Source organism: Natrialba hulunbeirensis JCM 10989 (genome assembly GCF_000337575.1).
Classification (GTDB): Archaea; Halobacteriota; Halobacteria; order Halobacteriales; family Natrialbaceae; genus Natrialba; species Natrialba hulunbeirensis.
In genome coordinates, this window is the sequence record NZ_AOIM01000034.1 from 53,478 (window position 1) to 79,312 (window position 25,835).

The following is a 25,835-nucleotide window of genomic DNA, read 5'->3' on the forward strand; positions in this document are numbered from 1 at the left end:
CATGCAGGGCGTAAAACAGTTCCGCAACGCTCACTGCGCGAGAATCCGCCCGATAGCAGTGCGTTCATCTCAGATACTGAGTGTTCAGTTATCCATAATGTCGGATAGATATTAGTGAGTTTGGTGTGAATTAGTGAATTAGAGCCAGGTTCTGAGCGCTGTATCGACGGCTCTCCGAGAGCTAGATGATGTCTGAACTGTTACAAAACAGCTGCCGGCAGCAGAATCTTTATCGTGGTGATACAGACAGTACGAATAGACGACGAGTCAGGGGCAGGCTCACGATGGGAACCGGGACACCACGACATCGGCCGCAGACAATCCTCTACGTCGCCGCATCCGAAGACGCGGCCCGCGACGGAGCGGCAGCACTCCAGCGCGTGCCGTCGGGTCCCGACCGCGCCGTCCGGCCGATGACCGCCGTCGAGCGGGTCGAAAGCTGGGCTGCAAACGTCGACTGTGTCGTGTTCGCCGAGACGCCGACGACGCCCGACGGCGCGCATCTCCTCGAAGTTGCCGACGCCTGCGGAGAGACGCCGCTCGTCCTGTTCTCCGAGAGCGGCTACGGGGCGACGGCCGCACGCTCGACCGACGGCATCGACGGCTACGTCCGACGCGATACCGACGACGCCATCTCTCACCTCGCGGACGAACTCACGTGGCTGTGTTACGGAAACGACAGCGGGTCGACGGAGACGAGCGCCGACTCAGTCGAGCAGCGCGACGGCGACAACAGCGAGACTGACACCGGCACCGATACTGACACTGACACCGCCATCGTTGCCACCGGCAAAACAGACTCGGGGACGGACACAGATACAGACACAAACACAAACACGAACACAGAACCACCCACGACAGCAACGACAGCGACCACCCACAACAGCACAGACACACCGCTCGCCGGCATCACCAACCTGCTCTCCTGTCGCGACCGCGACCGGCTACTTGAGTCCCTCGTCTCACTCACGGCGACCTCCCTCGACAACGCCGAGTGTTGGATCTCGACGGTCAACTTCGGCGAACTCGTCGCACAAACGACGGCTGAGGGGGTCGACGCGGACGCGATCGATGCGATGCCGACGGACGGCCCGGTCGGGACGGCCTTTCGGGCCGGCGAGTCGTACGTCGTTCCCGACATAGCGGCGGCCGAGGACGTGGAGCCACCGCTGCCAGATGTCCGCTCGCTGTGCAGTGTGCCGATCGACGATCTTGGGGTGCTGGTAGCCGCGAGTGAGACGCCGGAGCGGTTCGGGAGCGAGAGTGGGAGTGAGAACGAGGACGAGAACGGCAACAGAAACAGGAACGCCAACAGGAACAGGAACAGAAACAGAAACGAGGCCCACAGCGATAGAGACGAACGCACAGACACCGATACCGACGAAACCGACACCACCACAACCCCAACCACTGTCGACCAACTCGAGTTCCGCTGTGAAATCGTGGCCGCAGTCCTCGAGCGAAACCGCGCCGAGGCGCGTCTGGCGGCCGAGCGTGACCAACTCGAGACGGCCCGCGACGAAATTGCAAGCGAGCGCGACCGTCTCGCAGAGGAACAGACAGTCATCGGCGAGGCTGCCGAGCAGCTCGCGGCCGAGCGCGACCGGTTCCGGGCAGCGTTCGCCGCCGCGCCGCTACCGGCGTTGCAGTACGAACTCGAAGCCGAATCTGACCCCAATGGAGACGGCGAGGCCGTCATCACCGACGTCAACGCTGCCTTCGAAGCCACGTTCGGCGACAACCGCGAAACCCTGTGCGGTCGCTCCGTCGAGGAGTATACCATCCCGTCCGGCCTGAGCGAGCGCGCAACTGCACTCACCAACGCACTGCATGCCGGCGAACAGCGGGTACTCGAGTGCCGTCGGGAGACGGTTGCGGGGGTGCGGGAGTTCGAGGTAACTGTAGTTCCACTAGCTAGCGATAGCGGAACCCAGCAACCGACCGAGGAACGCACGTCTGCGAGCGCTCAGACCGGACTCCTCTACTACGTCGACCGCACCGAGCAGAGCGAGACGGAGCGAGAGCTCACGGCAACCAGACGCCGACTCGATGCCATCGCGACTCTGCTCGAAGACGAGGTCCAGACGCCGCTCAACGTCGCCCGGGGCTACCTCGAACTCGTCGAGAAGACCGGTGACGCCGAACACTTCGAGGTGATCGACGACGCCCACCTGCAGCTAACAGACCACGTCGAGTCGCTGTACGACCTCGCGGCGAGCGACGACGTGCTCGCCGAGACCGAGCCCGTGGCGATTCACGACGTGGCCCGGCGCGCCTGGATCACCGTCGACACCGGCACGGCCGAACTCGTCACGGAATCGACGCTCGTCCTCGAGGCCGACCGGACGCGACTGCGAGAGCTATTCGAACTGGTGCTTCGACTCGTGCTGGCCGACGGTGCTGGGCTCGACCACGCAGGTAACGGACCGACGCCGTCAGCGAGAGTCACCGTCGGCGCGACGGATGACGGCTTCTACGTTGCTCGCGATGGGCCTTCGGCGACGAGTGCTGGCGACGACTCAGTGAGGGGGGCGAGGGGAGAGAGGAAGGAGGACTCGAGTGTCGCCGACGAGACGGCGGCTGCGGCGAACGCGGATGCGCAGTCGGCATCGGCATCGGTATCGACACCACCATCTACGGAAACGGAACCGCAACTCGCCGCTTCAGCGGAGACCGAAGCGGAAGCTGCAGGCGATCTAGACGGTGCTCGCGAGCGCGTCGAACAGATCGCCGATGCCCACGGCTGGGACGTCGGGATTGCGGCGGACGACGAGCGTTCGGCGTTTGCATTCCGTGGTATCGACTCGGTTGAGTTGTGATCGGTGACCGCAACCCATCGACTTCTGACGTCGACCCTCGTCCCCGCCTTCGGACGTTTCTGAGACGAACCGAAACGAACCGAAACGAAAAGCCGTCGCTACTGGTGCTCGAGCGCCAACGACGCCAACATCGCCTCGAGTTGGAGTCGCTCGTTCGCCCCCTCCGTGATCCTGAAATCGACCTCGCCGAGGCGTTCGAGCAGCCGAACCGTCTCCTTTTCCGGAATGTCGAACTCCCAGGCCGAGCGGTGGAGCTGGTCGATCACGTCACCGCCTGCAAGGCCGCGGTCAGTGAGGAGGTCCTCGAGTGACGCGCGTGCAGCGGTGAAGTCGCCGGCGATAGCCTGGTCGACCATCTCCTCGACCTCTTCGGGCCGTGCGGTCGCGGTAATCGCGAAGACCGTCTCCTCGTCGACGGTTTCGCCCATCACGGCCGCAGCCTGCAGGGCATTGATCGCCTTTCGCATGTCGCCGTCGGCCGCGTAGACCAGCGCGTCGACGCCGTCATCGGTGACCTCGATATCCTGATCGGCGGCGATTTCGCGAACCTGCGCCTCGATGGCGGTTTCGGTGAGCTGGGTAAAGCGGAACACCGCACATCGAGACTGAATTGGATCGATGATCTGACTCGAGTAGTTACACGAGAGGATGAAGCGGGTGTTGTTCGAGAACTGCTCCATCGTCCGGCGAAGGGCGGACTGGGCGTCGGAGGTGAGTGCGTCAGCCTCGTCCAGGAAGATGATGCGGTGGTCGTAGCCGCCGAAGGAGGCGCGCGCGAAGTCTTTAATGCGGTCGCGGACGACGTCGATCCCGCGCTGGTCGGAGGCGTTGAGTTCGAGGAAGTTCTCACGCCAGTCGTCGTCGTAGACCTCGCGGGCAATAGCCTGTGCGGCGGTCGTCTTCCCGGTGCCGGCCGGCCCTGCAAACATGAGGTGGGGCAGGTCGTCCTGTTCGACGTACCGCTGGAGCCGCGGAACGATGTTTTCGTGGCCTTTGATCTCGTCTAAGTACTCCGGCCGATACTTCTCGATCCAGACCTCGGTCCGCCCGGCAGTCGACTCGGCGACCTCGGTGTCGGTATCGGTCTCGGCCTCAGTCGCGCCGTCGGCGTCGCTCATACCGGGTCAAGGGACGGGCCGAAGATAAATCGACCGAACGATGGTGCGCGACGGGCCCTGACTGCGAATCGGAGGGCACTGTCACCCTGAGCGGTGTACGACACGGTCGACATGTGTGGTCATCAATCGTCCCGGAAACGAACTGGTCCAGACGTTTACCGAATGACAGGTTTTTCACCACTCACGGTGAATGGGTGATATGGAAGGTGTTACCAATGGACGGTCGAGGCGCTCGACCGCGTTCGTCCTCCTCGTCGTTGTCCTCGTCGGCTGTGCTGCGTTCTCGGCACCCGTCGCCGCACAGTCCGAGACGCGCGCCGGGGGGACCATCACCATCGGACCTGACGAGACCGTCGACAGTCTCAACGCTTTCGGTGGCACGGTCGTCGTCGAGGGAACGGTCACCGGAGACGTCAGCGCTGCCGCGGGTGACGTTCGAATCGATGGCAACGTGGGTGGCGACGTCGAGGCCGGCGCCGGAAGCGTCACGATCACCGGCGACATCGGCGGTGACGTCAACGCCGCGACTGGCGGACTTGAAATCGCCGAAGGTGCAACGATCGGTGGCAGCCTCGCCGCCGGCGCGGGGAGTGTGGCCATCGACGGAACGATCGACGGCGACGCCGAACTCGGGGCCGAAACGACGACTCTCGGCGAGGAGGCCGCGATCGGCGGTGACCTGCGCTACGGCGGCGACCTCCAGGGGAACACTGACGCCGTCGCAGGCGAAATCGAGTACGACTCCACGCTCGGCGGCGAGTGGGCCCCGACGTTCGAGCCGATCGGATCGCTGCTCGCCTCGGCGTACATCTTCGTGCTGAACCTGCTCCTCGGAGCCGCGCTGCTCGCTATCTTCCCGCGGTTCTCCGATTCCGTGGCGGGCCAGGTTTCTCAGAAGCCCGTCCGCTCCGGTCTGGTTGGACTTGGTGTGCTCATCGGCGTCCCGCTCTTGCTGATCGCGCTTGCGATCACGATCGTCGGCATCCCGTTCTCGCTCGTCGGCGGACTCCTGTTCGCACTGATCATCTGGGTCGGAATTATCTACGGCCGCTTCGCCGTCGCAGCGTGGCTGCTCTCCGCCGGCGGGATCGACAACCGGTGGCTCGCCCTCGTCGTCGGGCTGGTCGGCGGCGCACTCCTCGCGCAGATCCCCTGGATCGGCGGGCTGTTGAACTTCCTGTTCTTCCTGCTTGGGCTCGGTGCGCTCGCTCTCGCACTGGTCAAGCACCGGCGAACGAGTCGCGAACAGCGCCGAGAGCGGGACCCACAGCCGTACTCCCATCCCGGCCCGCGGCGCGACCAGCCGCGCCGACGCGATCCGGACGGCCGCGACGGATTCGATCAGGACGACCCGACAACTGACTAACGTCACGGAATCTCTCTGTCGCCGTTCAGGGAGCGCGACGGCCGCGAACAACGAACAGCGAACGGCGAACAACGAACGGCGAACGACGTGCTCAAGTTTCACCCGCCGTAACACCATCCATGCGCGTCACCGTCGACGTCAAAGGCGAGGAGACACACGAGATTTCGCTCGCCGACCTCCGTGAGATCGGTGGCGACTCGAGTGCAGACACTGCTGAAGACAAAGAAGCAAAACCGACGTATGCCGACCTGCTTCGAGAAATCGACTTGAGTCCCCACGAGGTGAGCGTGCTGGTTGAGGGACGGCCAGTGCCGGAGGATCAACCGGTCGAGAGCGAGCAGGTGACGGTGTTGCGGTTGATTAAGGGTGGGAGTCGGTAGCCGTGGCCGGTAGCTGATAGCCAACACTACCGCGAGACGACGGAGCCTCAGGCGTTGACGTGCGTTACCTCGTAGCCGTGATCACGAATCGAGCGGATAATTGCCCGCGCCTGTCCCGCGCCGCTGGTCTCGATCTGGAAGTCGAGGTGCGCCTCGCCGACATCGAGTTCCGGCGCCGAGCGGTCGTGGCGCACCGTCTGAATGTTGGCGTTATGGTCGGCGATGACGCCCGAAATCTCCTCCATTTTGCCTGACTGATCGTCGATTCGCACGCGAAGCCGTAGCAGTTGTTCCCGATCGGAAAGCGCGTGGACGAGCACCGTCTGGAGCATCGTCATATCGAGGTTCCCGCCGCAGAGCAGGGCCATCACCGTCTCGCCTTCGACGTCGAGTTCGTCGCTGATAATCGCTGCAACCGAGGCCGCGCCAGCCCCCTCGACGACCTGCTTTGCACGCTCGAGAAGGAGCAAAATCGCTCGTGCAATTTCACCGTCGGTCACCGTCACCACGTCGTCGACGTGCTCCTCGATGAGCGAGAGCGTCAACTCCGAGACGCCGCCGGTCGCGATGCCGTCGGCGATCGTGTTCACCGACTCGAGTGAGATCGGTGCACCCTTCTGGAGGCTATCGGGAACGGTGGCCGCGTCGGTTGCCTGGACACCCACGACACGAGTCTCAGGCGAGTGCTCGGCGAACGCGGTCGCGATGCCGGCGATGAGGCCACCGCCGCCGATTGGGACGACGACAGTGTCGACCTCCGGCAGGTCCTCGTACATCTCGAGGCCGAGGGTACCCTGTCCGGCGACGATCGCCGGGTCGTCGTAGGCGTGGACGAACTCGACGTCCGTGCCGTCGACGAGGTCTTCGGCGAAGTCCATCGCCTCGCGGAAGTCGGTGCCGACGAGTTCGACGTCCGCGCCGTACCCTCTCGTCGCATCGACCTTCGCCTGTGGTGCGGTCCGGGGCATGACGATGGTCGAGTCGATACCGAGTTTCGTCGCGGCGAGTGCGACCCCCTGGGCGTGATTGCCCGCGCTCGCGGCGACGACGCGGTCGGTCCCGTCCTCGGCAACGCACTGTGCGATCTTGTTGTACGCGCCGCGGGTCTTGAACGAACCCGTCCACTGGAGGTGCTCCATCTTGAGGAACACCTCGCCACCGGTCAGTTCGTCGAGCGACGTGCTCCGCTCGACGGGCGTTCGCTTAACAACCGACTCGTCGTCGAACCGGTCGCGAGCGGCCTCGATATCGGCGATATCGACAGAGTCTGAATGTTGCACCATTGTACAGCGTTAAGTACCTCATCCCAGCAATCGGGAATAATAGTTCGGGTTGCACGCCGAAAGTCGTGATCCTGACCACGAGCCACAAACTACGACCGCGGTATAGTACGGTACAGTACAGCACCGGCGACGACGAACTCACCAACCAACGCACTGTTGACACCCGACGACGAACACGACTACATGGCTGGCGACATCCACGTCCGCACCGCCACAGCCGCGGACGAACTCGAGATCCGTCGCATTCTCGACGCCGCGATGCTCACATTTGGGGACCTCGAGACACGGCTTGCGGTGGGAGACGTACTCGTTGCCGGCGACTGGCAGGGCGGTTCGACTGACTCCAACCACACGCCAGAATCCGAGGAAGCCAGCCCGCGAGCCGACGAACGAATCCTCGGCACGCTGGTTCTGGCTCCGGTTCCACCCGAAACAGACGGGTGCAGTACTGGAACAGAGGGTGCTGCCGAGACAAACGAGTCCATAGAACCGGCCCGCGAGAGCGCACACATCGCCGCAATCGCCGTCCGACGACGCCACCGCGGACAGGGAATCGGACGGGCGCTCGTCACGTGCGTACTCGAGTCCGAATCCGAGTCTGAGTCCGAGTCCGTTCCCGAGCGACGAGTGACGGCACACTTCGATGCGGATGTACGGCCTTTTTACGAGTCGCTTGGGTTTGCGATCGAGCCAATCGAGGTGAGCCAGGAAGCCGGGTCGGCCGAATTAGGCGGGCACGACAACGCAACCGGAGCCGATCAGTTTCGTGGCATCGCCGTCGCCACCGACGACGAGTCGGACATTGACACTGGCAGCGACACCGACACAGACAGCGACACCGACACCAACAGCAACACAGACAGCGACACCAACACCAACAGCAACACAGACAGCGAAACCGACTCGGCGACTGATCGGTAGTACTCGAGTTCGGCGAGTCAGTCGAGAGGGAGACGGTTCCATCGGTCCCGATCGTTGTGAGAAACAGTTGGAACTAATACATCGGCTCGCTGTCGTAACGGTATGGCTCCCCGTCGACCCGGTTCGAACTCGCGTCGTCGAGAGTGGCACGCGCTCGTCGAACAGTATACACCGGATGGATCGCTCGGCCGGTTCCTCCTCGGTGCACCGATCGGGACGATTGGATTCTGGTTCCTGTTAATCGCTCTCCTCGAGATACCACGCGGCGGGGTCACACTCGGAGTGCTGTTCTGGACACCGGCACTACTCGGCGCGTCAGTTGCGATGCTGGTGTTCGCCGTACTAATGCTCTGGCCGATCTACCTCTCGCTCATCGGGAACGTCGAGTCGACGGAAGCGTACGCCGAGTCGGTAACCGGCGAGTCGAAATCGACGGGGACCACGTCCGTTAGTGGTTCGACCACGGGACACACTTCGCCACCGACCGGAACACCGGCGGCGGGGGCTCGGTCTCACTCAACTCGAGACGAGAGCCACTCCGGGTCCGAATCGAGTGACCCATTCGAAGAGCTCAAGCGGCAGTACACAGCCGGCAAGATCAGCGAGGAGGAGTTCGAGCGACGGGTCGAGGCACAGCTCGACGGCGGTGACGGGGCCAACACAAACCGCGCGAGCGACGGCGAGACCGAGCTCACCGACCGTCGCTGAGCAGTCGGCCTGCGGCCTGAACACACCAAACTAAACATCGCTGGGCTGTCAGCTAAAATATACTGGACTGAGCAGAGCGTCGCTGATCAGGACAGCTTCGACTGGAACCGATCCAACCCGAACTCGAGCATGTCCGGACTCACAGTCTGGAACTCGTCGTCGTCCGGGAGGAAGGGAACGACGGAGTCCCAGCTATCGCGAGCGTAGCGCTCGTCTAACAGCACGCGGACGCCCGTATCCTCGGGCGAGCGGATCACCCGACCGATCGCCTGCCGAGCCTTCCGAACCGCGGGAATCGTCAGCGCGTAGGTGAAGCCGTCGCCGAACGCGTCGTCGTAGGCGCGACGCACCGCTTTCGTCCGCGGACTCGAGGTATTGACGATCGGAACGCCACAGACGACCGCAGCGGAGAGACGGTCGCCGCTGTAGTCGACACCTTCCGTCAGCGTCCCGCGGAGACTCGTCACGAGCACCTTCCCCTCGCCCGCGAAGAACTCGCTCTTGAGTGACTCCGTCGCCTCGTCGTCGCTCGAAGCGTCGCGGAGCACGGGTTTCTCGAGACGGTCCTCGAGAATCTCGGCGATCCACTCGGCCTCAGCGTAGCTCGGCATGCCGACGAGCACGTTGCCCGGAAGTTGACCAACCTGTGTGATTGCGTCGGCGTAATGGGTCCGCGTCGGATTCTCGTCGCCCGTTCTGCCGCGGTTGTCGTACGTGAACTTCGGCGCGGCGACCGCGAAGCTCTCGCGGTTCTCCTCGGGGAAGTGCAGCCCGTATCGTCGTTCGACGACCGGTCGATCCTCCTCGCGGGCGAGGTACTCGAGTCCCGTGACCTCGGTGAAGGCGTCCATCGGCTCCAGCGTCGCGCTCATCAGGATGCCGCCGCCGAAGGCCGCGAGGCGGTCGCCGATGGCGTCGCTTGGGACGCAGTTGTGCAGCGCGATACGAGCGGTGTAGGCCCGTCGCCAGGAGTCCGCCGGCTCCGTGTCGTTCCAGGTGCGCTCGAGTTCGATCTCGCGGAAGTACTCCGTGTGACCGCAGCGGTACCACTCGCCCAGCACGCGGCCGACGGCGGGTGCGGCCCGCGTCCGGTCTTCGTCTTCGGCCTCGTTCAGGATTCGTGCGGCGACAGCGCCGACAGCCTCGACGCGGACCCAGTCGGCGTCGCCGTAGCCCGCCTCTCTCGCCCACTCCGAGAGTTTGTCTTCGGCCGGCTCCCCGGGGTCACGGAGTGGAATCTCTTCGTCAGGGAGGTCGGTGAGATCCGACCGCCACCCCCTGTGTTTCCGGTCGAGATGGGCGGTCACACGGCGGTCGAGTTCGTCTCTGAGATCGCGGATGAACTCGAGTGTCCGGTTGAGTTCGTCGTAGGTGACGTCGCTGTCCTGGAGTTCGGCGCGGACGAGGTCGGCATCGGCGGTCTGGGAGCCACCGGTTGCCTGGCGGCCCTCGCGTTCGAACTTGATGGGCTGGATAACGCGCGAGAGTTCGGTTTCGGCGTCCCGGAGCGTGGTGTCGGCGACCCCGTCGCTGACGAGGTCGCGCACGCGCGGTTCGAGCATGTGGGCCTCGTCACAGACGACGAACGTGGAATCGTCGAGCAGCGCGCCGGTGAACGAACCGGTCGTTCGCGGGTCGAACGCGTGGTAGTAGTTTCCGATGACGACCTCGGTGTGGGCGAGTGCAGCGCCCATGACCGAGTGCGGGCAGGTACCGTTGCGGACCGAGCGCGCGACGAGGTCCTCCGGCGTGATCATCCCCGCGTCGGTGAGGTCGTAGGGGACCGCTTCGACTGCGTCTCCGTCGCTGCCCTCGTCTGGCAAGTCCTCCAGGTACTGCGCGTAGAACGGACAGAACTCAGTCTCGGCGCTCACCGGCCCGCCATCGGAGTAGGTCGCCATCTCTGGCGGGTAGGCAGCCGTCTCGCCGGCAGTTTCGAGAAATCGTCCCATAGAACCGGAGCGGCCGCTGTCGGCGAGCCCCGTCTGTTGCTGGCGTGCGCTGGCGGTCAGTGCGGCGGCGGTCGTCTCGCCGCCCTCGCCGGTCAGGTCCCGTGTTCGATCGCGGAGGGTCTCACAGCGGTCGTAGACGTTGCTGTCGTCGATGTCACCCGCGCCGGCCCGGTTGTACGGGCAGACGTCGGCCTTCCCGACGAGTGTGAGCCCCGAAACGGGGTCCCAGTCGGCGGGCAAGTTCTCGTTGATCGTCTCGAGGTCGGCTTCGAACTGGCGCAGTTGCTGTTTGACGCTAGTGAGGACGAAGACGCGCTCGTAGTCGGTGTCTGGGTCGCGCACGAGGTCGATACCGGCGGTGAGCGCGATCATCGTCTTCCCCGTCCCGCAGGCTCCTTCGATGACCGTGTATCCACCGTCACGGGCCGCGTCGACGGCGGTGTCGATGCCGTCGACCTGCTCGTCGTAGGGCTCGGCGTGACCGAAGATCGGTCGCCAGTCCGTCATTCTTCCCGTACTCATGGTCGGGTGGCCAAAGCGTTGACGGACCACTCTCGGTGCGGGATCGGATATAAACCTCCGCACAGCGAATCGTGTCAATTCAACGGTTTTTATATCGTGCCGACAGTCAAAGACCGTAATGTCCCTCCCTGACCCTGGTGGCGATTCCCCGTTCTACCGCGACCTCGCGGTCTCCCTGCTCGCGCTCTGTCTCCTCACCAGCCCGTTCCTGGTTGCAACGTTTCACATCGGCGAGCCGGCCCACGAGTTCGACCGCGCGGCGGTGACGACCAACGACAGTACAATCGAATACGCCGACCGAGACGATGTACCGGCCCTGACACCGATCAGTGAGGATATCGACTGCGCCGGCTGGGCTGGCGACCTGCGAGCCTGTGCACTCGAGGAGCAGGTGCTCGACGGGCAGGCGGTACCAGCCGGAATGTGGACGGAAGGAGTGGGCCACACGCCACCGGCAAGACCGTATCTGGCGGGCTACTACCAGTACGTCCAACTCGACAGGCAGGTGTACGAGCCCACGTATGAAACGAACGCGTCGGAACAGCGAAACGGGATGCACAGGGTCGAACTGTCCCTCGAACCCACAAACCCAGACGACGCGCTACAGCGAATCTCGGTCGACGTAACCGACGAGGTTCTCCATCCGACCGTCGCCGAAGCCGCACGAGAGGGGGCAACGACCACTCGCGCCGCCGTCGACATCCCGGAGACACCGATCGAACTCGAGGACGGTACTCGCTACCGGGTGTACGAGAGCCAGCAGGTCGACGATTCGCCGTGGGACTCGAGTTCGCTCGCGTCTGCGCTGCGGTATATCGCGCCGCTGTTGGGGATCGCGCTGCTCGTGTCGCTATCTCGTCGGATCGAGGTGTCCTACGTGGGTGGGGAGTCAGAACGATCGGAGTAGGTTGACCGTTCGGATCGGGTGGGTGGGAGCGAAGGAAGAGCTACTGTCCACCAGTGTTGCCGGTGTCACCGGTGTCGCCGTCGTTACCGTTGTTTCCACCCTCTCCGACGTCTCCACCGTCAAATTCGGTTGTCGATTCGCTCCCGAAGTGCGACTCCTCGTCACTGTCCCCGAAGTCGTCGTCCCCACTATTCTCGTCCTCTACAAGCGCCCACTCGCGCGTCAACGACGGCGTTCCGCGGACTGCGATGGCGACCGCAGCGAGTCCGAAGACCGCGATGCCGACCGCACCGACCGGGTTGACCACGAGTTCGGAACCGCCCTGTGCGAAGACGATCAGCGTCGTGCCGAAGGCGTTGAACGTGCCGTGGAAGATCGCCGGCGCGATCACCGATTTGGCGCGAATCGTGATGTAGGTGTACACCGGCGACATCGCGAGGCAGGCCGCGGTCATGACGGCGACGCCGACGAGCGGATCGGTTGTCGGATAGTTGTACCCCTCGAGGATCACCGGCGCGTGCCAGAGCCCCCAGACGACGCCGATCGCGGCCGACGCCGGCCAGAAGCCGTAGGGTGACAGCTCCGTCAGGAACACGCCACGCCAGCCGAACTCCTCGCCGAACGCGAGGACGGCGTTGATCGTCGCGCCGGTGATGAGTGCGGCGACGATCGTCACGAGCAAGTTGAACGGCCAGTCTGGCAGCGACGGCCCCTCGGGCTGATCCGCGGGGTCGGCCGGTGCGAACTCCGTTCCCTCACCCGTGAACGGGTTCGCGTCGGGCACGAACTCGACGCCGGGCAGCGCGAGCGCGATGGCGATGCCGAGCAGGACAAGTGCGATCGGGACGATTGCGGCGATCGCGAGCCAGCGCAGTCGTTGCCACGGGAATCGAAGACCAGCAGCCTCGAACGACGGCGAGCCGACCATGCAGGTTGCGATCCCGGCGAGCATCGGTGTGAACATATACGCGGGCGCGAGCGCGACCATACTCACGTCGAGCGCCTGCGAAACGAGCACGAACGCTCCCGAGAGCACGACGAGCGAACCGAGGAAGACGGCGATTGGCCGCCGTCCGGGATCAGGAGCGGGACCGGGGTCAGGTCTAGAACCAGAGCCACTATCGCGCTCGGTCACAGCCATCCCTCCTGTGTCTGCGTCGAACCGTCGGCGTGCTGTAACATGGCTGAACTGTACGTCCCGTGAGAATAAGTATTGCACCGTCTCCCCCGCTCGGAAACAGGTGACGAGAGCCAGAATCACTGTTCGGCGTACGCACTCTCACGAGACAAACAGTACGCATACTCACCACGGGACACAAACGCTACACCCCCACCACGGAACACAAACGCTACACCCCCACCACGAACCACAGAGCACAACACACACCCGTCACCACCCCGAACACCACCCATGAGCGACACGAGCGATTCGACCCACGACATCGACACCGAGCAGTGGCGCACCGAACTCGAGAAGAAGCGCGCAGAGAAAAACGAGTTCTTCGCCAGCCACCCCCAGTCACCCGTCCCACCGGAGGAACGCGATGAATTCGAGGCACTCGAGTACTTCGACCCGAATCCGGAGTACCGCGTCACCGCGAGCGCCGCGGTCCACGACGACCCCGAAGTCGTGCTCATGGACACGACGACCGGACGCGAGATGCGATACCTGCGCGTGGCGACACTCGAGTTCGACCTCGAGCGCGCGGACGAGGAACTCGAAAACGTCAGTACGTCACTTGCGGCGTACCAACTCGAGAGTCCGAACCAGGAGCCGTACTTCATTCCGTTCCGGGACAAGACGACGGGCCAGCAGAGCTACGAGGGGGGTCGGTACATGGAACTGGCGGCGGATCGTGATCTCGAGACGGGCGACGAGTTAGTCGTCGATTTTAATCTGGCGTACACGCCGTTCTGTGCGTTCAGCGAGACGTACGACTGCCCGCTCCCGCCGAAGGAAAACTGGCTCGACGTGACGATTCCGGCGGGTGAGCGATTCGAGTAACCGAACTGGTGTCGACCACCGCTATGATGTTGAAAGTTAGCTGGGCAACACGAACAGGCTTGTTTCCACTGGAACGGAAGCACTGTTTCCAGGCTGGTGGTGGGGTGTGACAGACTTCGAGTGGAAATAGGGGGGTTTTGGTCTCTGCGGGTTTGTCGGCGACAATTGTGACGGTGGTGTCGGTATGGTGCGACGCCGACGTAGTTACGGTGCGACGCCGACCGTGAGCAACGTCCCGAACTCGCGGTAGCGTTCGACCATCTCCGCGCGGGTGTCCCAGTCGTCTACCGGGAACTCGGCTTCGGCGGGAATCGTGATCTCGCGGTCCGGAATGTTGTCCTGCTCGGCGACGTACAGTCCGGCGTCACGGAAGGCCTCGCGGTACTGGTCGCGGTCCCAGCGAGTCATCTCGATCGAAATTTTTTCCTGCCACTCGTGGGAGTGAACGTTCTCCTCGTAGTAGTTGACCGCACAGTAGAAGGTGCCGCCGGGGCGGAGCACGCGAGCGATTTCGGCGAGCGTTTCGTGGGGATCGGCGGCGTAGTAGAACGCCTCCATCGACCAGACGTGATCGATAGTGTCGTCACCGAAGGGGAGCGAGCCGAAGTCGCCGACGACGTACGAGACCTGCGGGTCCTGCGTGTAGCCCGCGGCGTTGTGGGCCATTTCGGGTGAGCCGTCGAGCCCGTAGATTCGTCCTGCGTCCTTGGTATCTCGGAGTGCACGGCCGGCGTAGCCGCTCCCACAGCCGAGGTCGAGGACGGTATCGCCGGCCTCCACCGGCATCCGTGCGAGTGCGTGCTTTGCCGTGTGCCAGTGGCGCTCTTCCATCCCTCGGTCGCGACCGCTCGTCGCCCAATCGTCGAACTCCTCGCGTACGCTCATGCAGGAAGTGCAGGGCTACTGGCGCAAAATGGATTCGACTTCTGTCGGCGCGAGACGGGGGCGACAGATACTTTAGGATCGCCTAAAAAGATGAACGTGGAGAGGTTTAGGCCGGCCGAAATGCCGTGGGCATCGGTGTTGGCCGCCGAACAGCGACTGCTCTCCATCGATTTTCGAGGATATACTCGCTGCTAATCGGAAGCTATATGTGTTTTAGGTCGACCTAAAACAATGTATGGAACGGCGCGACACCGACGGATCAATGGGAACAGCGATGAATCGACGGCGGTTTCTGGGCGCAACGGCGGTCTCGATCGGCAGTCTCACCGTCGCAGGCTGTATGGGAAGCTCCGGAGAGGACCCGTTCGACGACTACGGGCCACAGGCTGCCGCCGTCGAATCGTCTGCCGTCTCCTGGGACGACCTCGGCGACCTCGAAGGAGAGCTCACGATCTACTCCGCACGAAGCCAGGACCAGATCCAGCCACTGTTCGACGCACTCGAGGAGCGCTACGACGACTTCGAGATTCGTGACGACTACGACGATGAAGACGACCAACTCGTCAGCCTGCTCGAGGAAGGTGAGAACAGTCCGGCGGACCTTTACTACACGCAATCGTCTGGCGAACTCGCCCGTGTCAAAGCGGAGGGACTCGCACGCGAACTTCCCGAGGACGTTATCGGTGCCGTCGACGACAACTACCGTGATTCCGACGGCCAGTGGACCGGTGCATCCGGACGTGTTCGTGCGATTCAGTACAACACTGACGAGTTCGACGCAGAGGAACTGCCGGACGACATCTTCGAGTACGCAGAAGACGAACGGTTCCAGGATATCATCTCGACACGACCCAACTCCGGCACCTTCCGCTCGTTCATCATCGCGATGATCGAAGCGGAAGGCGAAGAAGCCACCCGCGACTGGGTCAGCAGTATGGTCGACGACCAGAACGCAACGCTGTACAACAGCGGCTCCCAGCAGGCCGAAGCAGTCGCAAACGGCGAGCAGCAGGTCGCTCTCGGGAACCAGTACTACGCCGGCCGAATCGTCGGCAACGATCCCGACGCTCCAATCGACGTCACGTTCACCAACAACGATCCTGGCTGTCTGTTCAACGTCTCCGGTGTCGCCATCCTCGATGGCGAGAACAAGAAGCCGAACCTCGCCGCCGAGTTCACCCGCCACGTCATCGCCGCGGAAGGACAGGAGTTCTTCGTCGACACGAACGGCGAGTACCCCGTCATCGACGGCGTCGACTACGTTGGCGAACTACCGACGCTCGAGGAGATCAACCCACTCGAGTTCGACCTGAATCAGCTCAGCGATCTCGAGCCGGCGAACGACCTGCTCCGCGAAGAAGGCATGATGTGACCGGCGGCGCCCGGACGTAGACAGTTCGAATCGGGAGATTGGATACTGTCCAGTCCAGACCAGTCCGTTCGCTGTCATCAGTGGTTTAGGAAGCCCTAAATCCCTCCCGGCAAAATACTCTGACCGAGTATCACCCGTGGCCTCGAACCGACTGCAGAAACTGTTTGACGCGGCCGGGCAGAACTCGCTCTCCTGGCTACTCGTGTTGAGTGGCCTCATTGCACTCCTCGTCGCGTCACCGCTGCTCTGGATCGGCCAGCGCGCAGCGCAAGTCGAACCGGCACGAGGCTTCGAACTCATGGTCTCGGCGCGCACCGCCGAGATTCTCGTTACCAGCCTCGGGCTCATGGCCAGCGTGACGATTCTCTCTATGCTGATCGGCGTGCCACTCGCAATCGTCACGACGCGAACTGACCTCCCCTACCGACGGTTCTGGACCGTCGTCGCCGCGCTCCCGCTCGTCATCCCCAGTTACATCGGCGCGTTCGCGTTCGTCTCTGCCTTCGGTGAGCACGGCGAACTCGAGTCCGTTCTCGGCATGGCGATGCCGAACATCCAGGGCTTCTGGGGTACTGTCCTGATCATCACGCTCTATACCTACCCGTACGTGTTCCTGACGACTCGGGCCGCCCTGCTCTCGATGGACGCCTCGCTCGTCGACGCCGCCCGGACGCTCAACGCCGACCGATTCGAGGCGTTTCGCCGCGTAACGTTCCCCCAGATTCGGCCGGCCATCGCCGCCGGCTCGCTGCTCGTCGCACTCTACGCCATCTCCGATTTCGGGACGCCAGCGTTCATGCAGACCGAGGTCTTCACGAGCGCCATCTACTGGGAGTACGGCGCGATCAACGTCGAGTACGCCGCCCTGCTGTCACTCCAGCTCCTCGCAGTCACCGGGCTCGTGCTCTTGCTCGAGGCACGCGTCGGCCGAGACGAAGACGCAAGCAGCGGCGACAGTCGCGGCTCACAGATTCGACTCGGTACCTGGAAGTGGCCCACGATGGGCGGAATCGCGAGTCTCGGTATCGTGACGATCGTCGTCCCGGTCGCCATCTTCGGCGTCTGGCTCCTCCGAGGAACCGGCGGCGCCACGACCGCGTACGCGTTCGAACTCGAGTACGCGCTGAACTCGATGGTGCTCGCCGTGCTGGCGGCGCTCGTCGCCTGTGCGTTCGCGCTGCCGGTCGGCTACCTCTCGGCTCGCTCTGATTCGTTGCTCGCGCGACTGTTCGAACGGGTTACCTACGTCGGATTCGCCGTTCCGGGAATCGTTATCGGGCTTGCACTCGTGTTCTTCGGGTCGAGCTATCTCTCGTTCATCTACCGCGAGAGTATCGTGTTGTTGGTCTTCGCCTACGTCGTTCGATTCCTCCCGCAGGCGGTTGGCAATATTCGGACCTCCGTACTGCAGGTCGACGACCAGCTCCAGGAGGCCGCCAAGACGCTCAACGCTAGCCGTGGCGAGACGTTTCGACGGGTAACGCTGCCGTTGATCGCTCCGGGGGTCGTCGCCGGCGGTGTCCTCGTCTTCCTGACGACGATGAAGGAATTGCCGGCGACGCTGATGCTGCAGCCGATCGGCATGGAGACGCTGGTGACGCTTATCTGGGGTGCACACGGAACGGCACACTATCGGTATGCCGCCTTGCCTGCGCTCATTCTCGTCCTCATCTCCGGGCTGTCGATGATTATTCTGCTTCGGCAGGAAGATTCTGACCTGCAGTAACCTCGTTGACAGCGCAGTTCTCGTTGACAGCGCAGCTCTCATTGACAGCGCAGTTGCTCCACAGCAACACAGAAATCATTTCACGAGACCCACAGTAAATCGGTTCACGACACTCACCAAGGGTGTCACATTCACACAGATCCTCACTATTAAGTCCGTTCCAGCAGTTGTTCACTGCAGTATGGATTACACACTCGAGATCGAGGAGACACCGGACAGCGTACCCGGCGGCACAGGCATTCTCTTGCTCCACCCGAGTACCGGCGAAACGGACCGCATCGACACCGACTTCCTCAAAACCGACACCGATCACTTCCTCGTCGTCTCCACGCGAACCACTGCCCGCGAAGTCAAGCAGAAACTCGAGTACTACGACGTCGACGAGGAGCGCGCCGAGATTTTAGATACCCTGAGCATCGAACACGGCTACTCCCGTCGCAAGAGCGACACCGTCCACTACGTCGCCGCTCCCGACGATGTCGACGGCATCATCGAACACATCGACGGCTTCCTCGACAGTCACGACGGCAAACTGCGGCTCAGCTTCGATTCGATCACCGAACTCGCCTACTACGCCGGCGACGACGAAGCCCTCGAAGCGGTCGACCGCATTCTCGACCTACTCGAGTCCTACGATGCAGTCGGGCTCTTTCACGTCTCGGAAGACCCCCATGAACCGGAACTGGTCGAGGCGTTCCGTGATCGCTTCGATGGTGTGATCGATCTCGACGAAGACGGCGACGTCGACGCGGCGTTCTAGCGCCCATTCTGGACGACCAAGCGAACGAGTAGCAGTCAGTCTGAGAATCGATACGGTAGGTGCTATTCGGAGAGCGACCGTTGTGCTACTATTCGGAGAGCGACCGTTTTGCTACTATTCGGAGAGATGCCGTTGTGCCACTATTCGGAGGGCGAATCCATCACTCCGCGAGCGCGTCGAACGTCTTCTCCGCCCACCGGATCGCATACTCGGGGCCATGATCGCGGTAGGCGCTCGTATCCAGTGCTGCGAACGGTGCCGGCAACTCGATCGCGTGCTTGATCGACGCACAGGCAAGTTCGGTCGCATCCGCAAAATCCGTCTCGCCGCGTGCGACCGCACGCGGGAGTCCAGCAACCCGGTCCTCGAGTCGTGTTCCCGCATCCTGCCAGGCGTCACCGAGTTCTGCGCGGTCCGACTGCTCGTGCCACTCGGCAAAGACTTCCCGGGTCTGGAGTCCGAGCCAGCCGTCGTACAGCGCTGCCGCGATCTGGTAGGTGCTGTTCGGGTCGAGATCGACCGCCTGATCGAGATCCGCATACTCGTCTTCGAAAAAGCCGATGAAGTGCTCGGGAACATCGAGTCCGAGTTCGACGAACGCCTCTGCGAGAAGGAAGTCGACGAACGACTCCGGCGACCCCTCGACTCGGGGCTTGACGAGGACGAGCGGCGGCTCCGTCTGGCGCGTCCAGACGACACTCCCGTCGCCTGGCATCCCGATCGTGAGATCGGAACTCGCGTATCGTGACAGCAGCGTGGGTGCATCTTCGGGCAGCCACGCTGCTGGATAGTTCGCCGGCTCGAGTGTGTCGACCACGAGACCGAGATCCTCGGCGAGCGCCGGCGGGAGTGTCTCGAAGTCGCGCTCGCAGTCGAAGACGAGAGTGTCAGGCGCGTGTTCGTCTCGAACTGCCTCGACCGGGCGTGAGAGGTCGCGAGCCTCGAACATCAGACGAAAACGTTCTGGAAGACCAGCAGGATCGACAGCAGCGCCGATACAGCGACCGTCGTAACGACGACCTTGGTTGCAGTGCTCATGGTCGGGAACTGTCGCCCGCGTCGCTTAAATCCATCTGTCCCGGCCGAACAGTGGGTTCACTCTGCTCGGCCGACCGTTGTGCTCACTCTTCGCCGCCATCTCGCCAGGAATCAGGAACGTCGATCACGTACCGACCGTCCTCCTGTAACGAGATAATGTACTCCTCGCGGTTGTAGAGCTCCATCAGATTGAGTTCGTACTGACCGGGACGAACGATCCGAATGCTCTCGAACTGCTTGTTGAGTTCTTCCCGGAGTTCTTCCATCGACGGGTTCTCGCCGCTTGGCTCGCTGACGACGCGACCGTGCTCCGGCGGACTGTCGTCGGCTGGCTGCTCCGAATTGCCACTGGGCTCTGTGTTCGCAGACGCCGCTGGCTCACCAGACTGGCGCTCGACAGACTCGTGGCGTTCCGCACCACTCTCTCCGTGTTCACCACTCGCCGGTGTCGACTGCGACGAAGCACTGGTCGCCGTCCCCGTCGGCAACTCGTCCGATGGGACGAACTCGCTTCGTGCATCCGACTGCGCCGTGTTCTCGCTGTTTGCCATCGTCGTCGACGACGATGGCGATGGCGCAGTCTCCGAACTCGAGTCCGACCGCTGCTGGCGTGAGCGTGGTCCACTCGAAGCAGACCCCTCGCTGCTGGCTGCCTCGTCTGTGTCGGTAGACGAACGAGCGGACGAAGATGCCTGTTCCCAGGAAGAGGAGGCAGCTTCGCCCGCAGACGACCGATCCTCCGGACGCCGGGCGCTATCCGGCCACTCCTTGAAGGAGCCAAAGTCATCCGACTGTGATTCCGATCCTGGCGCTGTCTCCGAATTCGGGTCTACGTTGGATCCGCGCGCAGGTTTGGAGTTCGGGTCGAGGGTCTCTGCGGTATCGGCAGTATTGTCAGTATTGGTGGTATCAGCAGTACCGGTAGTTTCGGTGGGACCACCAGCATCAGCAGACGACGGACTCGAATCCGTCTCCGACGCTGGCGACGTTGGCCACGCCGACGAGGGATCCGGTGCATCCTCGGTGTCGTCTCGAGTAACCCAGTCGCGGACCGTTTCGGCTGCGCGGCTCGTGACACCACTCGAGTCCGTGTCTTGATCTGGGGGTGAGTTGGAGTCGGAACTCCGTGTTCCGGCTCCGCCAGGGGAGTCGGCTGAGCTGGGCGAATCGGACGAATTGGGCGAACCAGCACCAGCGCCACCAGACGGATCCGACGCTGTATCCGCGTTCGTCGCAGACGATGGCGTGAACTGGAACTTGTTCCCGTTGCAGTCAGGACAGCCCGAAAGCATCTCCTTGGAGCCGTCCGGGAACGTCCGACCGCAGTTCGTGCATTCGTGTGGCATTAGTCTCTCACTCTCCTCACTGGCTGTGCGCTAATCACGGGAAACGAGCGCGCTGATGAGTGTTTCGTCCTTGTGGAGTGTCTCGATCTGGTTCGCCGGGCCGATCACCGTCAACTTCGCCTCGGTTTCGTCCGATCCCATGAGTCGGCCAAGCAGCGACGAGTCGCGCGTCTCCGACTTGGGATACGTCTCGATTTCGATCCCGTTGAACTCGTCCGGGCTGATCTCGGACATCGTCACCTCGATGAGTCGACTCTCCTCGTCTGGAGTCAGTCCCTCCTCGAGGATAACGATATTGCCGTCGTGGACGCCGTCTAAGATCATCCGGATCTTCTCCATCGTCGCCATGCTATCCATGCGCTCACCGCTGATGAGATCGATCTGGACACCGTCGGAGTCCGGCGGATCGGAGTCGTCCGCGTTAGTTGCTGTTGGCATCGGTGCTCACCCGAAGTACTCCGCGATATTCTCGTAGACTTCGTCCATATTCTCACCCTCCTTTGCGGACAGCGGGATCGTCTTGTGCTGCGGGAACGCATCCTCGATGCGCTTGACACTCGAGTCGTCCAGGTCGATCTTGTTCGCGAAGATGAGAACAGGCAGGTCCCGAGACTCGATGATGCCGATCAACATCGTGTTGACCTGCGTGATCGGATCTTCTGCGCTGTCGAGGACGTAGATAACGCCGTCGACGTCCTCACGAAGCCAGTGCATGGCCTCGGCGACGCCTTCGGTCGCCTCACGAGAGCGGCGGATTGCGTCGTCCTCCTCCATTTCGTCGGTGAATTCCTCGTAGTCGACTTTCGTCGTGACACCGGGTGTGTCGACGATGTCGATCGTCACCGTCTTGCCGTTGCGCTCGATCTCGACATCTTCTTTCCTGCGCGCGCGCCGCGTTTCGTGTGGAACGTGGCTTTCAGTCCCGATCGCATCGCCAGTCCAGTCGCGAGCGATCCGGTTCGCGAGCGTCGTCTTTCCAGCGTTCGGTGGACCATAGATACCGATTCGTTTGGGTTCCTGTTCGGAGAACAGGCGGTCCGTAACCCGAGAGATACTATCTTTGAGTTCTGTGAACAGTCCCATCTGTAGGGCCCTCCAGCACCGCGGGGTGCATCTGCGCGTACTACTGACTGAACTCACTTAAGCCTACGTCAAACGTGTTGATTTTCAGACGAAAAAGCATAGATTGCTGTCAGGTTCGACGGCACAATCGAATTGTGGTGTTGCTGCAACGGTACGGATTACCGAAATACAGGGATGAACGTGTTTCAGAGACCAAGCGACGCCGATGGGTCTAAGCGGTATCTGGAGGGTGAAATCTGAACTGCATCGGGAGCGACACTCTGAGCCGAAGAGATGGCTGCTGAACCTGAGTGCTGAACTGGGGTTGAATTCCGCTGGAGGTGTGAACTGCTTGTGGCCTGAGAGTGCGATCGGAGGTGTATAGAGATTCAGAGGAGGTTGACAGAGATTGACAACGATCGACAAAGGTTGATCGAAAATGATAGAGATTGTATTTCTCACGAACAACTAGATGTAACTAACATAGACTAGAATGCGCTAGATTAATTTAAGGTAGTCAGATTTCGGAGATGGTGTCGGAACATAGCGTATTCTGAACACCCCCACCCCTTCATTTCAACTGGAGAGTGACGAGGGTGTAGGGTAGTACAGTGGCAGACGATCGGTTGTGATGGCCCTTGTTTCGCCTCGAACGCAAATACAGAGGGTCTGTCGGGAGAAAACAGAGAGTACGGGTGGTCTAGTAACAGATCTCCCTGAAAGGGACAGATCTAGTAGCAACTAGCAATAAAACTAACTCCTCTAGTAAAAATACCAATTTGCTAGTGGTACGGACCGTATTTCTCACCCACCATTATAAATCCAGTCCTTCTAGAAGTCATCCCTCCCCACCCCTCTCTCACACGTCTCCAGTTGAAACGAAGGGGTGGGGGGCATCGTCCCTCCACTCTACAAGATTCTTGAATTGCTGCTGGCAATACTCGTGACAACAATCCACATCCACATCCGCACTCTCACTCACACCCAGGCACACACTATTACACGTACGCACACGTTACACACTTTACTTGCAGGTCAGCGACTTCTTCACAGGCATATTATGCCCGGTGTTAGGACAAAATCGCCGACTCAGTGGTGGTTGGCCACCCGGGGACGGACTCACTCCCGCGCACGGTGGCGCGGGGTACGCGCCCTCGTATCTTTCCAGACTACCGACAGCTCCCTGAAATCGGTCCCAGATACTCTCACAGATCACCCGAACAAACGAATCACCCGATCAGGTTGACCACCGCCCACGGCATGATGGACTACCGACCACGGCACGAACTGTTCCGCCCGCTCGAGTACCAACTTCATCCGAGAGTCGGGTAGTTCGTTCTGACTGTTCTGTTCTGTGAATCGCTCACCGTCCGTGAATGGAAGGGAAGAATTTAATATCACCGTCTTCCTCTGTTTCGTTTGCATCAACTGGATCCGAACCGGGTCAGTAGGAGAGTAGACCAGCCTCGTTGGCTCGCCTACACCGTTATATCCTTGCCGTCGGGTTTGGATCTGCACTCGAAACAAGGGGGTACGTGTACGACGAATGTCAGACGACGAAACGGAACAAACAGGTTCGAACACGGACACAGAAATGGGGTCAGAGGAGGACGATTCCACAGCCGACGACCGTTCCTCTCAACAGACCGACTCGTCTTCGTCCACGAGTTCGAACCACGACTCGAGTTCGGCTGCAGGGGCGGCTGATGGATCGCCAAACCCACCAGCCCAGAACACGTCCGCAGCGGAGACGACGACTACTGCGAGCGAGTCAGCATCTAGTGAGTCTGATCCGGTATCAACTACCCATACTCTCGATTCCGAAACCGTGGATACTGAGGGCTCCGTCAGTACTGAGACGTCCGTCGAGAGCGTTGGTACTGCCGCCGATACCGATTCGGAGATCGACGCCGGCGCTGGCACTGATACTCACACTACCGCTGGCGGCACACCCACCAACACGGACAATAGACACGGCTTCTCGACCGATTTCGGCGACACTGACCTCGGCAGTAGTGAAGAGGACTCGAACCAGGGCCTGTTCGACGACCTCCTGAGCGGCGAACCGATCTTCGAGAACAAGGAAGTCCTTCGCCCGTCGTACACACCACACGAACTCCCCCACCGAAGCGATCAGATCAACAAGATGGCGACCATTCTGGTCGCCGCACTCCGCGGCGAAACACCATCGAACATCCTCATCTACGGAAAGACCGGGACGGGGAAGACCGCGAGCGCGAAGTTCGTCAGTAAGGAACTCGAGAGCACCTCCCAGAAGTACAGCGTCCCGTGTGACGTCGAGTACATCAATTGCGAGGTCACCGACACGCAGTATCGCGTGCTTGCACAGCTCGCGAACAAGTTCATCGAGAAGAACAAGGCGCGAATCGACGATCAGATCGAATCGCTGCAGGCGCTTCGGGACGACGTCACGGCATATGAGGAGGCGTCCGCACAATCCGACCACGAGGACGCCGCCGGCTCCCCGTCGACCCAGCCAGAACCCGAACACCACCGCAACATTTCGACTGGAAACGACCCTGGACAGAGAGGATCTGAGGGTGCAAACGGTTCACAGTCTCCAGTCGAACAAGAGGGGTACAGTGGTGGCGCTACGAATCGGCCATCACATCCACTCGAGGAGACCGCTTTCGAATCGGTTGCCGACATCGACGCTCGGATCGAGTCCCTTCGCGAGGACAAGGATTCGTTCGAAGAGGTACCGATGACCGGGTGGCCGACTGATCGTGTCTACAGCGTCTTCTTCGACGCTGTCGACTACGACGAGCGGGTGGTCGTCATCATGCTCGACGAAATCGACAAACTCGTCGAGAAGAGCGGTGACGACACGCTCTACAATCTGTCGCGGATGAACTCCGAACTCGAGAACTCCCGCGTCTCGATTATCGGCATTTCGAACGACCTCAAATTCACTGACTTCCTCGACCCGCGTGTCAAGTCCAGTCTGGGGGAGGAGGAGATTGTTTTTCCGCCGTACGACGCCAATCAGCTCCGGGATATTCTCCAGCACCGTTCCGAGGTCGCGTTCAAGGAGGGCGCACTGTCCGCAGACGTGATCCCACTGTGTGCGGCGTTCGCTGCACAGGAACACGGCGACGCGCGGCGTGCGCTAGATCTCTTGCGGACGGCGGGCGAACTCGCCGAGCGTTCGCAGGCCGAGACCATCGTGGAAGAACACGTTCGCCAAGCGCAGGACAAGATCGAACTCGACCGCGTCGTTGAGGTCGTCCGCACTCTCCCGACCCAGAGCAAACTGGTCCTGTTCTCGATCATCCTTCTGGAAAAGAACGGTGTGCACAGCATCAACACGGGCGAGGTGTTCAACATCTACAAGCGCCTCTGTGAGGAGATCGATGCGGATGTCCTCACACAGCGCCGTGTGACGGATCTGATCAGCGAACTCGACATGCTCGGAATCGTCAACGCTGTCGTCGTCTCGAAGGGACGCTACGGCCGAACGAAGGAGATCAGCCTCTCGGTGCCGATCGACGAGACGGAGGCGGTACTGCTCTCTGATTCCAGACTTTCGGATATCGACGATATCCAGCCGTTCGTGCAGGCACGGTTCGAGAACTGACCGCAAGCGCGTCCCTGTTCTGTTCTATCCTATCCTGTCTGATCCAGGTTCCCACTCGCTCGGCCTG

General features: G+C 61.8%; 21 protein-coding genes. 11 read left to right on the forward strand and 10 right to left on the reverse strand.

What is annotated here, in order from left to right:
* The first annotated feature begins 284 nt into the window (after positions 1-284).
* Positions 285-2,819: a PAS domain-containing protein gene (locus C483_RS10705; RefSeq protein ID WP_006653376.1), complete on the forward strand. Its 2,535-nt coding sequence runs from the start codon at positions 285-287 to the stop codon at positions 2,817-2,819.
* 98 nt (positions 2,820-2,917) lie between these two features.
* Here the strand turns inward: C483_RS10705 and C483_RS10710 are convergent, their stop codons facing one another.
* Positions 2,918-3,937, reverse strand: coding sequence for a replication factor C small subunit (locus tag C483_RS10710; protein ID WP_006653377.1), 1,020 nt, complete (start codon positions 3,935-3,937; stop codon positions 2,918-2,920).
* Positions 3,938-4,136: 199 nt separating this feature from the next.
* Between C483_RS10710 and C483_RS10715 the strand changes: the two genes are divergently transcribed.
* Entirely contained in the window at positions 4,137-5,303 is a 1,167-nt protein-coding gene (locus C483_RS10715; RefSeq protein WP_006653378.1) for a bactofilin family protein, read from the forward strand.
* A 119-nt stretch (positions 5,304-5,422) separates the two neighbouring features.
* Positions 5,423-5,683 (forward strand): ubiquitin-like small modifier protein SAMP2, encoded by a 261-nt coding sequence (samp2, locus tag C483_RS10720; protein ID WP_006653379.1) that lies wholly within the window; start codon positions 5,423-5,425, stop codon positions 5,681-5,683.
* A gap of 47 nt (positions 5,684-5,730) precedes the next feature.
* Here the strand turns inward: samp2 and ilvA are convergent, their stop codons facing one another.
* Positions 5,731-6,966: a threonine ammonia-lyase gene (gene ilvA / locus C483_RS10725; protein ID WP_006653380.1), complete on the reverse strand. Its 1,236-nt coding sequence runs from the start codon at positions 6,964-6,966 to the stop codon at positions 5,731-5,733.
* A gap of 183 nt (positions 6,967-7,149) precedes the next feature.
* Between ilvA and C483_RS10730 the strand changes: the two genes are divergently transcribed.
* Complete coding sequence (locus C483_RS10730; protein WP_049912574.1) at positions 7,150-7,887, forward strand: GNAT family N-acetyltransferase; 738 nt, start codon at positions 7,150-7,152, stop codon at positions 7,885-7,887.
* Between the two features lie 102 nt (positions 7,888-7,989).
* The gene (locus tag C483_RS10735) at positions 7,990-8,595 is read left to right on the forward strand and encodes an SHOCT domain-containing protein (RefSeq protein ID WP_006653382.1); all 606 of its coding nucleotides are present in this window, start codon (positions 7,990-7,992) and stop codon (positions 8,593-8,595) included.
* Positions 8,596-8,681: 86 nt separating this feature from the next.
* On the opposite strand, the gene C483_RS10740 is transcribed toward C483_RS10735, so the two are convergent.
* Complete coding sequence (locus C483_RS10740) at positions 8,682-11,054, reverse strand: ATP-dependent DNA helicase (protein ID WP_006653383.1); 2,373 nt, start codon at positions 11,052-11,054, stop codon at positions 8,682-8,684.
* A 133-nt stretch (positions 11,055-11,187) separates the two neighbouring features.
* Between C483_RS10740 and C483_RS10745 the strand changes: the two genes are divergently transcribed.
* On the forward strand, positions 11,188-11,976 hold the full coding sequence (locus C483_RS10745; protein WP_006653384.1) for a hypothetical protein: 789 nt from the start codon (positions 11,188-11,190) through the stop codon (positions 11,974-11,976).
* A 40-nt stretch (positions 11,977-12,016) separates the two neighbouring features.
* On the opposite strand, the gene C483_RS10750 is transcribed toward C483_RS10745, so the two are convergent.
* Positions 12,017-13,117: a CPBP family intramembrane glutamic endopeptidase gene (locus tag C483_RS10750; protein ID WP_006653385.1), complete on the reverse strand. Its 1,101-nt coding sequence runs from the start codon at positions 13,115-13,117 to the stop codon at positions 12,017-12,019.
* Between the two features lie 270 nt (positions 13,118-13,387).
* Here C483_RS10750 and C483_RS10755 point away from each other — a divergent pair, with 270 nt between their 5' ends.
* Positions 13,388-13,981, forward strand: a complete 594-nt coding sequence (locus tag C483_RS10755; RefSeq protein WP_006653386.1) for a DUF1684 domain-containing protein — start codon at positions 13,388-13,390, stop codon at positions 13,979-13,981.
* A 204-nt stretch (positions 13,982-14,185) separates the two neighbouring features.
* Here C483_RS10755 and C483_RS10760 read toward each other — a convergent pair whose 3' ends face one another.
* Complete coding sequence (locus C483_RS10760; protein ID WP_006653387.1) at positions 14,186-14,866, reverse strand: class I SAM-dependent methyltransferase; 681 nt, start codon at positions 14,864-14,866, stop codon at positions 14,186-14,188.
* A gap of 235 nt (positions 14,867-15,101) precedes the next feature.
* On the opposite strand from C483_RS10760, the gene C483_RS10765 reads away from it, so the two are divergent.
* The 3 genes from C483_RS10765 (at position 15,102) to C483_RS10775 (ending at position 18,724) form a co-directional block, all read left to right on the forward strand.
* On the forward strand, positions 15,102-16,238 hold the full coding sequence (locus tag C483_RS10765; RefSeq protein WP_006653388.1) for an extracellular solute-binding protein: 1,137 nt from the start codon (positions 15,102-15,104) through the stop codon (positions 16,236-16,238).
* Positions 16,239-16,374: 136 nt separating this feature from the next.
* Positions 16,375-17,964, forward strand: a complete 1,590-nt coding sequence (locus C483_RS10770; protein WP_006653389.1) for an ABC transporter permease — start codon at positions 16,375-16,377, stop codon at positions 17,962-17,964.
* Between the two features lie 181 nt (positions 17,965-18,145).
* On the forward strand, positions 18,146-18,724 hold the full coding sequence (locus C483_RS10775; RefSeq protein WP_006653390.1) for a DUF7090 family protein: 579 nt from the start codon (positions 18,146-18,148) through the stop codon (positions 18,722-18,724).
* Between the two features lie 160 nt (positions 18,725-18,884).
* Here the strand turns inward: C483_RS10775 and C483_RS10780 are convergent, their stop codons facing one another.
* The 5 genes from C483_RS10780 to C483_RS10795 all read right to left on the reverse strand — a co-directional run bounded on the left by C483_RS10780 (position 18,885) and on the right by C483_RS10795 (position 22,191).
* On the reverse strand, positions 18,885-19,673 hold the full coding sequence (locus C483_RS10780; protein WP_006653391.1) for a DUF7089 family protein: 789 nt from the start codon (positions 19,671-19,673) through the stop codon (positions 18,885-18,887).
* On the reverse strand, positions 19,673-19,762 hold the full coding sequence (locus C483_RS21345; protein ID WP_006166207.1) for a hypothetical protein: 90 nt from the start codon (positions 19,760-19,762) through the stop codon (positions 19,673-19,675). The genes C483_RS10780 and C483_RS21345 overlap by 1 nt, the downstream gene beginning before the upstream one ends.
* 83 nt (positions 19,763-19,845) lie before the next feature.
* Positions 19,846-21,108 (reverse strand): OapC/ArvC family zinc-ribbon domain-containing protein, encoded by a 1,263-nt coding sequence (locus C483_RS10785; RefSeq protein ID WP_049912575.1) that lies wholly within the window; start codon positions 21,106-21,108, stop codon positions 19,846-19,848.
* Positions 21,109-21,138: 30 nt separating this feature from the next.
* Positions 21,139-21,546 carry a DUF2073 domain-containing protein gene (locus C483_RS10790; RefSeq protein ID WP_004267523.1) on the reverse strand — a complete coding sequence of 136 codons (408 nt, stop codon included), beginning with the start codon at positions 21,544-21,546 and terminating at the stop codon, positions 21,139-21,141.
* Positions 21,547-21,552: 6 nt separating this feature from the next.
* On the reverse strand, positions 21,553-22,191 hold the full coding sequence (locus tag C483_RS10795) for an Era-like GTP-binding protein (protein ID WP_006653393.1): 639 nt from the start codon (positions 22,189-22,191) through the stop codon (positions 21,553-21,555).
* Positions 22,192-23,716: 1,525 nt separating this feature from the next.
* Between C483_RS10795 and C483_RS10800 the strand changes: the two genes are divergently transcribed.
* A complete protein-coding gene (locus tag C483_RS10800) occupies positions 23,717-25,768 on the forward strand; it encodes a Cdc6/Cdc18 family protein (RefSeq protein WP_006653394.1) in 2,052 nt (683 codons plus the stop codon).
* Positions 25,769-25,835 lie beyond the last annotated feature (67 nt).

Bases quoted from the DNA above. Each gene is read 5' to 3' on its own strand.
- C483_RS10745 (WP_006653384.1), top strand. From the start codon at position 11,188: ATGTCCCTCCCTGACCCTGGTGGCGATTCCCCGTTCTACCGCGACCTC.
- C483_RS10795 (WP_006653393.1), bottom strand. From the start codon at position 22,191: ATGGGACTGTTCACAGAACTCAAAGATAGTATCTCTCGGGTTACGGAC.
- C483_RS10705 (WP_006653376.1), top strand. From the start codon at position 285: ATGGGAACCGGGACACCACGACATCGGCCGCAGACAATCCTCTACGTC.
- C483_RS10780 (WP_006653391.1), bottom strand. From the start codon at position 19,673: ATGTTCGAGGCTCGCGACCTCTCACGCCCGGTCGAGGCAGTTCGAGAC.
- C483_RS10710 (WP_006653377.1), bottom strand. From the start codon at position 3,937: ATGAGCGACGCCGACGGCGCGACTGAGGCCGAGACCGATACCGACACC.
- ilvA (WP_006653380.1), bottom strand. From the start codon at position 6,966: ATGGTGCAACATTCAGACTCTGTCGATATCGCCGATATCGAGGCCGCT.
- C483_RS10755 (WP_006653386.1), top strand. From the start codon at position 13,388: ATGAGCGACACGAGCGATTCGACCCACGACATCGACACCGAGCAGTGG.
- C483_RS21345 (WP_006166207.1), bottom strand. From the start codon at position 19,762: ATGAGCACTGCAACCAAGGTCGTCGTTACGACGGTCGCTGTATCGGCG.
- C483_RS10785 (WP_049912575.1), bottom strand. From the start codon at position 21,108: ATGCCACACGAATGCACGAACTGCGGTCGGACGTTCCCGGACGGCTCC.
- C483_RS10715 (WP_006653378.1), top strand. From the start codon at position 4,137: ATGGAAGGTGTTACCAATGGACGGTCGAGGCGCTCGACCGCGTTCGTC.
- C483_RS10735 (WP_006653382.1), top strand. From the start codon at position 7,990: ATGGCTCCCCGTCGACCCGGTTCGAACTCGCGTCGTCGAGAGTGGCAC.
- C483_RS10750 (WP_006653385.1), bottom strand. From the start codon at position 13,117: ATGGCTGTGACCGAGCGCGATAGTGGCTCTGGTTCTAGACCTGACCCC.
- C483_RS10775 (WP_006653390.1), top strand. From the start codon at position 18,146: ATGGATTACACACTCGAGATCGAGGAGACACCGGACAGCGTACCCGGC.
- C483_RS10800 (WP_006653394.1), top strand. From the start codon at position 23,717: ATGTCAGACGACGAAACGGAACAAACAGGTTCGAACACGGACACAGAA.
- C483_RS10760 (WP_006653387.1), bottom strand. From the start codon at position 14,866: ATGAGCGTACGCGAGGAGTTCGACGATTGGGCGACGAGCGGTCGCGAC.
- C483_RS10730 (WP_049912574.1), top strand. From the start codon at position 7,150: ATGGCTGGCGACATCCACGTCCGCACCGCCACAGCCGCGGACGAACTC.
- C483_RS10790 (WP_004267523.1), bottom strand. From the start codon at position 21,546: ATGCCAACAGCAACTAACGCGGACGACTCCGATCCGCCGGACTCCGAC.
- C483_RS10740 (WP_006653383.1), bottom strand. From the start codon at position 11,054: ATGACGGACTGGCGACCGATCTTCGGTCACGCCGAGCCCTACGACGAG.
- C483_RS10765 (WP_006653388.1), top strand. From the start codon at position 15,102: ATGGAACGGCGCGACACCGACGGATCAATGGGAACAGCGATGAATCGA.
- samp2 (WP_006653379.1), top strand. From the start codon at position 5,423: ATGCGCGTCACCGTCGACGTCAAAGGCGAGGAGACACACGAGATTTCG.